Annotated in this window: 10 protein-coding genes and 1 pseudogene; 7 read left to right on the top strand and 4 right to left on the bottom strand. The window is 69.8% G+C overall.

All coding sequences use genetic code 11. The annotated features are described in order from the left end of the window. Positions 1 to 267: 267 nt before the first annotated feature. Both ACFY32_RS08645 and ACFY32_RS08640 read left to right on the top strand, forming a co-directional pair. Positions 268 to 1,020, top strand: coding sequence for a TnsA-like heteromeric transposase endonuclease subunit (locus ACFY32_RS08645; RefSeq protein WP_359193231.1), 753 nt, complete (start codon positions 268 to 270; stop codon positions 1,018 to 1,020). Further along, a pseudogene (locus ACFY32_RS08640) lies at positions 1,017 to 2,702 on the top strand (helix-turn-helix domain-containing protein); the annotation flags it as partial. The gene ACFY32_RS08645 and the pseudogene ACFY32_RS08640, both read left to right, overlap by 4 nt. Positions 2,703 to 3,404: 702 nt before the next feature. Here ACFY32_RS08640 and ACFY32_RS08635 read toward each other — a convergent pair. Then, complete coding sequence (locus tag ACFY32_RS08635; RefSeq protein WP_390673775.1) at positions 3,405 to 3,812, bottom strand: GNAT family N-acetyltransferase; 408 nt, start codon at positions 3,810 to 3,812, stop codon at positions 3,405 to 3,407. Between the two features lie 841 nt (positions 3,813 to 4,653). On the opposite strand from ACFY32_RS08635, the gene ACFY32_RS08630 reads away from it, so the two are divergent. Then, complete coding sequence (locus ACFY32_RS08630; protein WP_030340884.1) at positions 4,654 to 5,010, top strand: iron-sulfur cluster assembly accessory protein; 357 nt, start codon at positions 4,654 to 4,656, stop codon at positions 5,008 to 5,010. A gap of 174 nt (positions 5,011 to 5,184) precedes the next feature. Here ACFY32_RS08630 and ACFY32_RS08625 read toward each other — a convergent pair whose 3' ends face one another. Continuing rightward, on the bottom strand, positions 5,185 to 6,609 hold the full coding sequence (locus ACFY32_RS08625) for a hypothetical protein (protein ID WP_390673756.1): 1,425 nt from the start codon (positions 6,607 to 6,609) through the stop codon (positions 5,185 to 5,187). 73 nt (positions 6,610 to 6,682) lie between these two features. Then, complete coding sequence (locus tag ACFY32_RS08620) at positions 6,683 to 6,892, bottom strand: hypothetical protein (RefSeq protein WP_359193192.1); 210 nt, start codon at positions 6,890 to 6,892, stop codon at positions 6,683 to 6,685. Between the two features lie 132 nt (positions 6,893 to 7,024). On the opposite strand from ACFY32_RS08620, the gene ACFY32_RS08615 reads away from it, so the two are divergent. Continuing rightward, positions 7,025 to 7,999: a carbohydrate kinase family protein gene (locus ACFY32_RS08615; protein ID WP_390673755.1), complete on the top strand. Its 975-nt coding sequence runs from the start codon at positions 7,025 to 7,027 to the stop codon at positions 7,997 to 7,999. Between the two features lie 89 nt (positions 8,000 to 8,088). Here the strand turns inward: ACFY32_RS08615 and ACFY32_RS08610 are convergent, their stop codons facing one another. Continuing rightward, positions 8,089 to 9,471 (bottom strand): cysteine desulfurase/sulfurtransferase TusA family protein, encoded by a 1,383-nt coding sequence (locus ACFY32_RS08610; protein WP_390673754.1) that lies wholly within the window; start codon positions 9,469 to 9,471, stop codon positions 8,089 to 8,091. Between the two features lie 258 nt (positions 9,472 to 9,729). On the opposite strand from ACFY32_RS08610, the gene coxB reads away from it, so the two are divergent. The 3 genes from coxB to ACFY32_RS08595 are packed head-to-tail and all read left to right on the top strand — an operon-like array spanning position 9,730 to position 12,817. After that, positions 9,730 to 10,689, top strand: coding sequence for a cytochrome c oxidase subunit II (gene coxB, locus ACFY32_RS08605; protein ID WP_359193183.1), 960 nt, complete (start codon positions 9,730 to 9,732; stop codon positions 10,687 to 10,689). Continuing rightward, positions 10,686 to 12,422 (top strand): cytochrome c oxidase subunit I, encoded by a 1,737-nt coding sequence (ctaD, locus tag ACFY32_RS08600; protein ID WP_359193180.1) that lies wholly within the window; start codon positions 10,686 to 10,688, stop codon positions 12,420 to 12,422. Before coxB ends, ctaD begins: the two co-directional genes overlap by 4 nt. Next, entirely contained in the window at positions 12,419 to 12,817 is a 399-nt protein-coding gene (locus tag ACFY32_RS08595; protein WP_359193178.1) for a cytochrome c oxidase subunit 4, read from the top strand. Before ctaD ends, ACFY32_RS08595 begins: the two co-directional genes overlap by 4 nt. Positions 12,818 to 12,849 lie beyond the last annotated feature (32 nt).

The raw sequence follows: 12,849 nt of genomic DNA, 5'->3' as shown, positions 1-12,849 counted from the left end.
GACACCTACCCTTTCTAGTTTTCGTCTAACTGACGCTATATATCATAACTGCTTCACGTCAGTTTGACGATGCGCATTATGTCGATGTGACGTGAATCCCGATGAGGCTCTAGGATCCGCGAGCGTGTGAGCATTTCCGCGTGACCATGAGCAGGATCCGAGCAGATTCGGGTGATCACGAGCATTGGTTACGTTCAGTAGCGGTCAGTTGTCGGCCTTCTGAGATCTTTCGACTCGGACTGGGCGTTTCCTTCGTACGGTCCTGGCATGGCGGTACGGAGTTCGGGCAAGGGGCGGAGCCGGGGCCGGGTTCCCATGGTGTCGGTCCGGTACGTGGACGGATCGACGTGCGATATCCAGTTCGCGCGCCTTCGGGCGGCGGACCTGGCCGAGTCGCGGCCGTGGCGGCGCGTGCGATCCGTCCATGGCATGCTGCACCACTCCGGGGAGTACGCGTCGGCGACGACCGGCGGGCAGGTCGTGTACGAGAGCCGGTTGGAGCTGGCCCGACTGCTGCTGGCGGACTGCGACCCGGCCGTGGTGGACATCTTCGCGCAGCCGTGCCGCGTGGTGGCACGAGTCGACGGTCGAGTGCGCAGTCACGTGCCGGACTTCTTGCTGGTCATGCGGCAGGGGACGGTGCGCGTGGTCAATGTCAAGCCTGCGGAGCGCGCGCAGGATCCGACGATCGCCGAGGCGCTGGCCTGGCCGGGGCGGTTGGTTGAACGGCACGGCTGGGAGTACGAGGTCTGGACGGGCGCGGATCCGGTACTGCTGGAGAACGTGCGGTTCCTGGCGGGCTATCGGCATCCAGGCGTGGTGCCCGCCGAGGAGATCGAGCGGGCCTGGCGCGAGGTCGTTGACGGCGAGGAGATGGCCGTCGCGGAGCGGCGGCTGGCGAACGGCGGCCCGAGGGAGGTAGCGCGGCCGCCGCTGATGGCCCTGTTGTGGTCGGGGCGGCTGACCACGGACCTGACCAGGCCGCTGTCGGGCGAGTCCGTCCTGCGGAGGTGCGGATGATCGAGTGGACGACGTCGCTGCGGCCGGGGCTGCCGATCGCCTACGACGGCGAGCAGTTCACGGTGGCGGAGATCGAGGGGCGTCGGATCCTGTTGCAGCAGACCGGGGTCGTCGGGGCGCCGAAGCTGCGGCAGGTGGATATCTCGGCTCTGCTGGCACACCCCACCACGGAGATCCTCGTGCCTGCCCCGGCCGAGGAAGCAGCGCCGCCAGCGGCTGTCTTGGGTGGCCTGACCGATGACGAGGACGACGAGCTGACGCAAAAGGTCCGGCATGTTCAAGAGGTGCTGACCGGATACCGGCTGGGCGACGCCATCCTGGCTCTGGACGGGGAGCCACGGGAGGATTACGCGCCGGGGACGCCGATGCTGCATCGCTATGCCGCCAAGGCCGCGGAGCTCGGGCTCGGGGAGAGCACGATCCGTCGCTGGATTACGGCGTTTCGCACGGCCGGTCCGGCTGGGCTGGTGCGCGATCGCCCGGCGCGCAGCGTCGTGGAGCGGGCCGACCCACGCTGGGTGGAGATGGCCCGGGCGGTGCTGGACAAGCGCGTCAAGGCGAGCCGACCGGTGCGGAATCTGATCTTGGTCGAGATCGCGGAACGCCTGGTGAAGGAGTACGGGAAGGGTACGGTCCCGCTGCCGGGTCGCACCACCGGCTACGAGTTGCTGAAGCAGCTGTCGAAGGGGACGAACGCGTTCGAGGGCAGCACGAAGGGCAAGCGGTCGATCGCCAATGCACCACAGGGCACGTATGGGCGGCTGCGGGCGACCCGTCCGGGCGAGTACGTGGTGCTGGACACCACCCCGCTGGATGTGTTCGCGATGGAGCCGGTCACTTGCCGCTGGGTGCGCTGTGAACTCACCGTCGCCATGGATCTGTACAGCCGCTGCATCGTCGGCCTGAGGCTGACCCCGGTGTCCACGAAGTCGGTGGATGTCGCCGGGGTGCTGTTCGAGACGGTGCGGCCGCGCGAGGGCTCCGAGACCGGTCCGCTGCCGTACTGCGGGGTGCCGTCCACCGTGGTGCTGGACGCGGAGAAGCTCGTCGACCGGGACGGGCAGCCGCTGTTGCCGTCGGTGGCAGCCGAGACCATCGTCTTCGACCACGGCAAGATCTACGTCTCGAACCACATCCAGAGCGTGTGCGCCAAGCTGCGGATCTCGCTGCAGCCGGCGCGGCCGATGACCCCGACCGACAAGCCGGTGGAGCGCTGGTTCCGCACGATCAGCCAGGGGCTGCTCGCCGCGCTGCCGGGATACAAGGGCTCCGACGTCCACAGCCGCGGCGCGAACGTCGAGGACGAGGCGTACTTCTTCATCGACGAACTCGAGATGATCATCCGCGAGTGGATCGCGCTGGTCTATCACCGGCGCCACCACCGCGGGCTCTGTGTGCCGGAGGTGCCCGGTCTGAAGCTGAGCCCGCTTCAGATGTTCGAGCACGGCGTCACACGCGCCGGGCCGCTCAGGATCCCCACCCGTCCCCACTTGGCCTTGGAGTTCCTCGAAGAGGTCCGCACCACCATCCAGCACTACGGCGTGGAGGTCCAGGGCCTGCGCTACAACGGTGACGCCCTCAACGACTACCGCAACCAGCCCAGTCCGTATCGCGGGGTGGATGCCGGGAAGTGGCCGATCGCCGTCGATCCCGGCGACGTCACCACGGTGTACTTCCAGGATCCGAAGAACCGGAAGTGGCATGCGCTCGACTGGGAGCACGCCCCGGCGGTGAACGGACCGGTCAGCCGCGAGGCGTTGGAATACGCACGCAAGCTCGCCAAGCGCACCCACCGGACTGCAGATCCGTTCCTCCATGAGGGGCGGCTTGACCGGGGCCGCCCCTTACGGAGGCGGAGCGCTGGCTTCACGCCTCGAGGACTGCGTACAGCAGTGGCAGGCACACGAAGTCCTCGGAGAAGGCTTCGGAACACGATCGTTGAAGTGGATCAAGGACTGCGTCCTCGATGCGATCGAGATGCTCGACGCCTCCGTCCTGCCGCCCGTCATAGTCAACGGCGCCATGACCGGATTCACCACCTACGCTTCCGACGGCCGGATCCAGATCTCCGAATGGCACCCCACGTACATCGGTCACCCCTTCACGGCTCTGGCCCGTCCCTTGTCCCACCGGGCAGGCGCTCTCGCCCGCCATACGCAAGCGGACCTCGCCCGGCCGTTCGTGGCCGGCTGGTTGCGGTTCGGCCGGCCCGCAGACCTGTCCCAGGAGGTCAAGGCCGGCATCGTCGTGGGAAGCGCAGTCCAGGCCATTTCGGCATGGGAGACAGGCCGGACGTTCGCCGCCTCGGCAGCCCCGGCGCTGGGAGAACAGATCACCGAGTGGTGCGAGACCATTCTCCGCAGGTCGACCGGCTGACAGAGGGCTCAGGACACAAGCGAGCGGCGATAACGGACCTCCTCTACGGCCGTCTCGCCGTAGAGGCTGCTCTCCACCGCACCATCGCTGACGTAACCGGCAGCCGCATAGAACCTCCGCGCCCGAACGTTATCGCGCAGGACCCACAGCAGCAGGGTGGCAAACCGCTCAACCTCGGCGTGATGGTGCGCCGCATCCATCAAAGCGCGACCGATGCCCCGGCCCACCAGCGTCGGCTCGACGTACAAGGCGTAAACCTCGCCGGGCACCGCGGCATCGGTCTCGCCCCGGTACGCGCCGAAACAGACCCAGCCGACCGGAACATCATCCTCATCGACAGCCACCAGGTCCCAGACCGTTCCGCGCGACGAGGCGAACCCGGCGCGCCGCTGTTGGGCTTGGGCTTCAGCGGACATTGCGTCCAGATAGTACTGCGGGACAAGTCCAGCGTATGCGGCCCGCCAGCCACGCACCCGCAGCGCGGCAACCGCGTCGATGTCGGCTTCGTACATCTCTCGGATTCTCGCCATCACCGCAGCGTAATCACTTGGCGGAGCGCCTGATCCCTCTCCGGCCACCTTGAGCCGACCGGAGGCGCGGCACCTGTGGTGACCTGCATATTCGTGCACCGTGAGGTCGGGCATGTGCCCGACCTCACGGTGCGTCCTCACCGCAACAAGATGTCGCGCCAGCGGACGCGGTCATGCTGAACAGGCCGCAGACGCTGCTCGTCGCAGCCGGTCGCGGGTGGTGGCGGTAGAGGCCAGACAAGCATCACGATCCCGGCCCCGCCGTCAGCAGTCTGGGCGAGACGATTCACGGGTTCCGCGCGAGGAAACGGCCTCCGTGATGCCAACGTGTGTGGCGATCGTCCGCAACATCCCGGTAGCGTCAGCGGCTCTCCTGCTCGGCAAGAGACTTTGGGGGCAGTTGGGCACGGGGCCACGGAGCTGGCGTCGTCGAGCCCTCGGCCACGACGGAGCCGCCACTACTCACAGTCACCGCCGTCGATATCAGCGACGGTTTCTGCTCATGATCAGCCGACACTGCAGTGCTCATCACGCGCGGATTCCGACGTTCCCGTAGGAACTCATGCTCACGATCTTGCGTTCCCTACAGAGGCGATTTCGGTACGCCGACGCGTGTGCGAGCATGAGAAGAGGACGCAAAGACACCCGCCCGTCGCGGAATGAATCCGCGGCCCCGCCGGTTGGAACCGTCGGCAAGCAGTCTCCGTACAAACCGGGAGAGATGTAGATGTCCGTATCGGACGAGACCACCACCGTCACCGACGGCATCATCCTGACCGACGCCGCCGCGGCCAAGGTCAAGGCCCTGCTCGACCAGGAAGGCCGTGACGACCTGGCGCTGCGCGTCGCCGTCCAGCCCGGCGGCTGCTCCGGCCTGCGCTACCAGCTCTTCTTCGACGAGCGTTCCCTCGACGGCGACGTCGTGAAGGACTTCGGCGGGGTCAAGGTCGTCACCGACCGCATGAGCGCCCCGTACCTGGGCGGCGCGACCGTCGACTTCGTGGACACCATCGAGAAGCAGGGCTTCACGATCGACAACCCGAACGCGACCGGCTCCTGCGCCTGCGGCGACTCCTTCAGCTAGGGTCTGCCGTTCGGATCAGGTCGCAGGGACTTTACTGCGCCGCGTCATGCCGGTGTGCGTGCCAGGCCCCGCGTCCGAGGGCTGATCAGAACGACAGGCCCCAGGCCGCGGCCGGCTCGGACGGACCGACGAGGGCGGCGGCCCGGGGATCTCCCGGGCCGCCGCCCTCGTATGTCACCGGCCCTGTGCGGGCGCCGGTAGCCGCGCGCCCCGCTCGGCGAGCGGGACCCGCTCGCCGTCCCGGCCGACCACCGTCCGGTCGCCCAGCGGCTTCGCCAGGGGCACGGTCAGCTCGTACTCCTCGGCGATCAGGACGCAGACCTTCTCGGGGTCGGAGCTCTCGGTGACGGTCACCTTCACCTGGCCGGCGTCCTCGGCCGCCTTCGCGTCGTACGTGGCGCAGACCCCGCCGGTGAAGGCCACGGTCAGTTCCCGGCCGGCGGTGGTGTACCCGGTCACCCGCACTCCCCGCTCCTGCGACGGCCGGGGAGCGGGCGAGGGCAGGTACGCCGGGTCGACGGCCGGACGCGGCACGGTGAACCCGGTCCGCGCACCGGGCGCCCGCGCCTCGAACAGCCAGGACGGCACCAGCACCGGCCGCCCCCGCACCGTGTGCGCGGCCAGCCCGAACACCGCCCGCTCCACCGTCACGGTCTCCTTCGGCGCACCGGCCGACCCGCACGCCGCCCCCGGCCGGCCGTCCAGCGGTACGGCACTGGCGCAGCTTCCGGTGCCCGCACCGGCCCCCGCCGCCGCACCCGTGTTCATCAGGGCGAGGGTCTTCGCCGCGCTCAGGACGGGATACGTGTCGCCCTTCACCGGCGCCTTCACCCGCCCGCTCCCGGCGACCACCTCGCCCCCGGCGCCGACCGTCACCCCGGTCGTCCAGTCATGGGTGGGCAGCCCGCCGACCTCCGGGTCGGCGTTCACCACCCGCTGCGCGCCGATCACCTGCCCGGCGTCGAGATCGGCGCCGTCCTGCCCCACCGCCTCCAGCACCGGCGCCGCCGCCTTCTTCGCCGCCGCCTCGCCGACCGGGTCCGCCGCCGTCGGGGCGATCAGGCAAGTGGACCCCTTGGCGCAGTCGTCGGTGCCCGGCGCGTACCGCCGGAACGTCCAGGTCCCCGGCGCCTGCCGGGTCACCCGCAAGGCCGGCCCCGACCCGTCCCCGTCCGCGCCCACCGTCCACGCCGACCCGCGCGCCACCGGCGCCCCGTCGAGGCCGAGCGCCCGCGCCAGCTTCGCGACCTCCTCCTTCGTCACCTCGCCGGCCGCCCGGTACACCGGCGCCGAGTCCGGCCCGTCCGGGAGCGCGCCCCGGGCCCGGTACGTACCGGTGCCGTCGGAGGGCGCCGGGTACCCGTCGAGGGCGAGCGGCGGGGGAGTGCCGTCCCCGCCCGGCGCCGCCGACGCCGTACCGCCGCCGGCGCCGCCGGGATCGCCGGAGCCGTCCGAGGCGGTCGCCGTCAGATACGCCCCGCCGCCCCCGGCCAGCAGCACGGCCGCCGCCACCGAGGCGGTCACCGCGCCCCGGCGCCGCCGGCCGGCCGCGCCCTCGGCGCCGGCGTCCGTGTCATGGTCGGCTCGCTCGCTGTTCACCGCATCGCTCCTTCACCTGACCGGGGACGGCGATGGGACGCGGCACCCCGGCATCCGGTTCCCGGCGCCGGTCTCAGTCGCCGTACTCCGACATCGCGTCCAGCAGCCTGGCCGAGGCCGGCGGCACCCGCACCCCGTGGATCAGCGACGGCGGAACCGGCCGGGCGGCGGCCCGCGCGTCGGCCGGCCAGTGCGGAGCCATCCGGGCGCAGTCGCCGCGCAGCGACGCCAGGGTCTCGTCGCGGTCGGCCGGGACGGACGGGTGGGGCTCGAGGTTCGTCATGACGGCACCGTAGGCACGCTGGAGCCCGCGAAGAAAGATCTACTATCGGGTAGTTTCGGCGCCTTCAGCGGCACTGCGCCGACCGGGTAGCGTGAGCTGTCAACCCGCCTCCCCCAGGAGAGAGTCCACGCCGTGCGCATCGCAGTCACCGGCTCCATCGCCACCGACCACCTCATGACCTTCCCCGGCCGCTTCGCCGACCAGCTCGTCGCGGACCAACTGCACACGGTCTCGCTCTCCTTCCTGGTCGACCAGCTCGACGTCCGCCGGGGCGGTGTCGCCGCCAACATCGCCTTCGGCATGGGCCAGCTCGGCACCCGGCCGATCCTGGTCGGCGCGGCGGGCGCGGACTTCGGCGAGTACCGGGCCTGGCTGGAGCGGCACGGCGTCGACACCGACTCGGTGCGGATCTCCGAGACGCTGCACACCGCCCGTTTCGTGTGCACCACCGACGCCGACCACAACCAGATCGGCTCCTTCTACACCGGTGCCATGAGCGAGGCCCGCCTCATCGAGCTGAAGACCGTCGCCGACCGGGTCGGCGGCCTCGACCTGGTCTCCATCGGCGCCGACGACCCCGAGGCGATGCTCCGCCACACCGAGGAGTGCCGGACGCGGAACATCCCGTTCGCCGCCGACTTCTCCCAGCAGATCGCCCGGATGGACGGCGACGAGATCCGGATTCTGCTGGACGGGGCGACGTACCTCTTCTCCAACGAGTACGAGAAGGGGCTCATCGAGTCCAAGACCGGATGGAGCGACGAGGAGATCCTCGGCCGGGTCGGCCACCGGGTCACCACCCTCGGGGCGCGCGGGGTGCGGATCGAGCGGGCCGACGGGGAAACCGTCGAGGTCGGCGTCCCCGACGAGGAGCGCAAGGCCGACCCGACCGGCGTCGGCGACGCCTTCCGCGCCGGGTTCCTGTCCGGGCTGGCGTGGGGGGTCTCCCTGGAGCGGGCCGCGCAGGTCGGCTGCATGCTGGCGACGCTCGTCATCGAGACGGTGGGCACGCAGGAGTACCAGTTGCGGCGGGGCAACTTCATGGAGCGCTTCACCAAGGCGTACGGGGACGCCGCCGCCGCGGAGGTGCAGGCGCACCTGGGGTGAGGTTGCCGGGTGCGGGTGCGGGTGCGGGGGCCGGTCGCGCCCCCGCGGCGGTGCCCGCGTATCGACGCACCTCGCCCCCCGGACGGGCGCTACCTCGTCCGGCGGACCACGTAGGCCGCCCCCTTCTCCGCCGCCTCCTCGCCCACGTACTCCTGCCCCCGCATCTCGCACCACGCCGGGATGTCCAGGCGGGCCGCCTCGTCGTCGGCGAGGACGCGGACGGTGCCGCCGACCGGGACGGTGCCGATGACCTTGGCGAGTTCGATGACCGGCAGCGGGCAGAGCTTGCCCAGGGCGTCGACCACCAGGGTGTCCCCCTTCGCCCCGGCCGCGGTGGCCGGCGCGGGCGCTCCCAGCTTCTCCCGCACCCCCGCCACCGCCCCCGGCAGCACCTCCAGGAAGCGGTCGACATCGGCCGCCGCCGTCCCCGGCGGCAGCGAGACCCGTACGTTGCCCTCGCTGAGGACGCCCATCGCGCGCAGCACATGGCTGGGCGTCAGCGTGCTGCTCGTGCAGGAGGAGCCGGAGGAGACCGAGAAGCCGGCGCGGTCCAGCTCGTGCAGCAGAGTCTCCCCGTCGACATAGAGACAGGAGAAGGTGACGATCCCGGGCAGCTTCCGCTCCGGGTCGCCGACCACCTCCACGTCGGGGACGAGAGCGGGAACCCGGGCCCGGATGCGGTCCGTCAGTTCCCTCAGCCGCGCCGCCTCCTGGGCGGCCTCGGCCCGTACCGCCCGCAGCGACGCCGCCGCGGCCACGATCGCCGGGACGTTCTCGAACCCGGCCGCCCGGCCCGACTCCCGCTCGTCGGCCGGTCCCTGGGGGGCGAACCGTACGCCCTTGCGGACCACCAGCAGCCCGACCCCCGACGGCCCGCCCCACTTGTGCGCGCTCCCCGTCAGCAGCGACCAGCCGCCCGCCACCGGCCCCCAGGGCAGCGACTGGGCCGCGTCCACCAGCAGCGGCACCCCCGCCGCCCGGCACGCCTCGGCCACCTGTTCGACCGGCTGTTCGGTGCCCACCTCGTGGTTGGCCGACTGCAGACAGGCCAGCGCCGTGTCCGCGCGCAGCGCCCCGGCGTACGCCGCCGGATCGACCGCGCCGGTACGGGCCACGCCGACCCGGGTGACCGTGCCGCCCTCCGCCTCGTGCGCCTCACCCGCGTGGAGCACCGACGAGTGTTCGACGGCCGACACGATCAGATGACGCCCGACCCGCCGCCGCCCGGCCAACGCCCCGGCGACACCGGCGTGCACGGCGCGTGTCCCGGACGAGGTGAAGACCAGCTCGTCCGGCCTGCACCCCACCGCCTCCGCCGCCGCCTCCCGCGCCGCGTCCAGCAGCAGCCGGGCCCGCCGCCCCTCCCGGTACAACCGCGAAGGGTCGGCCCACCCCTCGTCCAGCGAGGCCAACAGCGCCTGACGCGCCACGGGATGAAGAGGAGCGGAGGACGCCGCGTCGAAATAGGACATACCCCGAACGCTAGACCCAGGCTCACCCGGACGCCCCAAGGGGCGCGGGGAACCGCGCGGGCAACGCGACCCGGCCCGCACCCGCCAAACCAGCGAACCACCCCGCTCACTAGGCACCCCTCCCCGCGAACCCCCGGAGAGCGTCGGCTAGGGTTTGGTCCGCATAAACATCCAAACCCCTGCCCGACGCAGGGCGGCGACCGACCAGCGAGAAGGCCGCAGCCGACCGCGCGGGCGAGACTCTCGGGAAGGCGCTACGTGAGTCCCAACGGCTCCGACCGCTCGCCGCGGCGCCCGATGCGGCGGAAGCTGCTGCAGGCACTGACCGCGGGCCTGGTCCTGGCGACCGCCACCGGTTGCACATGGGAGGACTTCCCCCGCCTTGGTATGCCCACCCCCACCACGGAAGAGGCTCCGCGGATCCTCTCCCTGTGGCAGGGTTCCTGGGCTGCCGCGCTCGCCGTCGGCGTGCTGGTGTGGGGCCTGATCCTGTGGAGTGCTTTCTTCCACCGGCGCAGCCGCACCAAGGTCGAAGTTCCTCCGCAGACCCGGTACAACATGCCCATCGAGGCGCTGTACACGGTGGTTCCGCTCATCATCGTCTCGGTGCTCTTCTACTTCACCGCCCGCGACGAGTCCGAAGTGCTCAGGCTGGAGAAGAAGCCCGACGTGACGGTCAACGTCGTCGGGTTCCAGTGGAGCTGGTGCTTCAACTACGTCGAGGGCGTCGACGGTTCCACCGGTGACGCCAAGACGGCCAAGGAACTCGACGCGATTCCGGACCGCTACAAGGACGACTTCCCGGCCGACGCCGGCGGCGTCTACGACTGCGGCACCCCCGCTACCCGGAACCCGCAGACCAACAACCCGGGCCCGACCCTGTGGCTGCCCGAGGGCAAGCGCGTGCGGTTCGTGCTGACCTCGCGGGACGTCATCCACTCCTTCTGGGTGGTGCCGTTCCTGATGAAGCAGGACGTCATCCCGGGCCACACCAACGCCTTCGAGGTGACCCCCAACAAGGAGGGCACCTTCCTGGGCAAGTGCGCCGAGCTGTGCGGCGTCGACCACTCCCGGATGCTGTTCAACGTGAAGGTCGTTTCCCCCGAGCGCTACGAGCAGCACCTCAAGGACCTCGTGAAGAAGGGGCAGACCGGTTACGTGCCCGCCGGCATCGCGCAGGCCGAGCACGAGAAGAACCGGGAGTCGAACATCCTGTGAGCATCCTCAACGAACCCCAGGGTGCCGCGGCAGCAGGGTCCCACTACCAGGATGAGCTGCCGGTCCGGCGCCAGAGGCGTGGTGAGATCGTCGTCAAGTGGCTGACCACCACCGACCACAAGACGATCGGCACGCTGTATCTCGCCACGTCGTTCGCGTTCTTCTGCATCGGTGGCGTGATGGCGCTGTTCATGCGCGCCGAGCTGGCCCGGCCGGGCCTGCAGATCATGTCGAACGAGCAGTTCAACCAGGCGTTCACGATGCACGGCACGATCATGCTGCTGATGTTCGCGACGCCGCTGTTCGCCGGTTTCGCGAACTGGATCATGCCGCTGCAGATCGGCGCGCCCGACGTGGCGTTCCCCCGGCTGAACATGTTCGCCTACTGGCTGTACCTGTTCGGCTCGCTGATCGCCGTGGGCGGCTTCCTCACCCCGCAGGGTGCGGCCGACTTCGGCTGGTTCGCCTACGCGCCGCTGTCCGACGCGGTGCACTCGCCGGGCATCGGCGGCGACATGTGGATCATGGGTCTGGCCTTCTCCGGCTTCGGCACGATCCTCGGCTCGGTCAACTTCATCACCACCATCATCTGCATGCGCGCGCCCGGCATGACGATGTTCCGGATGCCGATCTTCACCTGGAACGTGCTGCTGACCGGTGTGCTGGTCCTGCTCGCCTTCCCGGTGCTGGCCGCCGCGCTGTTCGCGCTGGAGGCGGACCGCAAGTTCGGCGCCCACGTCTTCGACCCGGCCAACGGCGGATCGCTGCTGTGGCAGCACCTGTTCTGGTTCTTCGGCCACCCCGAGGTGTACATCATCGCGCTGCCGTTCTTCGGCATCGTCAGTGAGATCATCCCGGTCTTCTCCCGCAAGCCGATCTTCGGTTACATGGGTCTGATCGGCGCCACCATCGCCATCGCCGGTCTGTCGGTGACGGTGTGGGCCCACCACATGTACGTCACGGGCGGCGTGCTGCTGCCGTTCTTCTCCTTCATGACGTTCCTCATCGCGGTGCCCACCGGTGTGAAGTTCTTCAACTGGCTCGGCACGATGTGGAAGGGCTCGCTCTCCTTCGAGACGCCGATGCTCTGGTCCACCGGCTTCCTGATCACCTTCCTCTTCGGTGGTCTGACCGGTGTGCTCCTCGCGGCCCCGCCGCTGGACTTCCACGTCTCGGACTCGTACTTCGTGGTGGCGCACTTCCACTACGTCGTCTTCGGCACGGTCGTCTTCGCGATGTTCGCCGGCTTCCACTTCTGGTGGCCGAAGTGGACCGGCAAGATGCTCGACGAACGCCTCGGCAAGATCACGTTCTGGACGCTGTTCATCGGCTTCCACGGCACCTTCCTGGTCCAGCACTGGCTGGGCGCCGAGGGCATGCCGCGCCGGTACGCCGACTACCTGGCGGCCGACGGCTTCACCGCCCTGAACACGGTCTCCACGATCAGCTCCTTCCTGCTCGGCCTGTCGATCCTGCCGTTCTTCTACAACGTCTGGAAGACGGCCAAGTACGGCAAGCCGGTGGGCGTCGACGACCCGTGGGGCTACGGCCGTTCGCTGGAGTGGGCGACCTCCTGCCCGCCCCCGCGGCACAACTTCCTCACCCTGCCGCGGATTCGCTCCGAATCCCCGGCGTTCGATCTGCACCACCCCGAGATCTCCGCGCTCGACCAGCTCGAGAACGTCGGTCACGACGACAAGGCCCTCGCTGGCGGCAAGGAGGCCGGCAAGTGAAGATCCAGGGCAAGATGTTCATGTGGCTGAGCTTCTTCATCCTCGTCATGGCGATCGTCTATGGCGTGTGGTCGAAGGAGCCGGCCGGCACCACGGCCCTCTTCCTGGCCTTCGGGCTCGCGATCATGATCGGCTTCTACCTCGGCTTCACGGCCAAGCGGGTCGACGCGGGCGCGCAGGACAACAAGAACGCGGACGTCGCGGACGACGCCGGCGAGGTCGGCTTCTTCAGCCCGCACAGTTGGCAGCCGCTCTTCCTCGGCATCGGCGGCGCGTTCGCCTTCATGAGCATCGCCATCGGCTGGTGGCTGATGTTCTTCTCGGCGCCGCTGATCCTGATGGGTCTCTTCGGCTGGGTCTTCGAGTACTACCGCGGTGAGAACCGCACCCAGTAGCACGACCGAGCACCGCGAGGGGCCCGGACACT

The organism is Streptomyces sp. NPDC000134 (assembly GCF_042899225.1).
GTDB lineage: Bacteria > Actinomycetota > Actinomycetes > Streptomycetales > Streptomycetaceae > Streptomyces.
The sequence above is the reverse complement of the archived record's forward strand: the minus strand, read 5'-3'. Positions and strand labels throughout refer to the sequence as shown.

Bases quoted from the DNA above. Each gene is read 5' to 3' on its own strand.
- ACFY32_RS08620 (WP_359193192.1), bottom strand. From the start codon at position 6,892: ATGACGAACCTCGAGCCCCACCCGTCCGTCCCGGCCGACCGCGACGAG.
- ACFY32_RS08610 (WP_390673754.1), bottom strand. From the start codon at position 9,471: ATGTCCTATTTCGACGCGGCGTCCTCCGCTCCTCTTCATCCCGTGGCG.
- ACFY32_RS08630 (WP_030340884.1), top strand. From the start codon at position 4,654: ATGTCCGTATCGGACGAGACCACCACCGTCACCGACGGCATCATCCTG.
- ACFY32_RS08635 (WP_390673775.1), bottom strand. From the start codon at position 3,812: ATGTCCGCTGAAGCCCAAGCCCAACAGCGGCGCGCCGGGTTCGCCTCG.
- ACFY32_RS08645 (WP_359193231.1), top strand. From the start codon at position 268: ATGGCGGTACGGAGTTCGGGCAAGGGGCGGAGCCGGGGCCGGGTTCCC.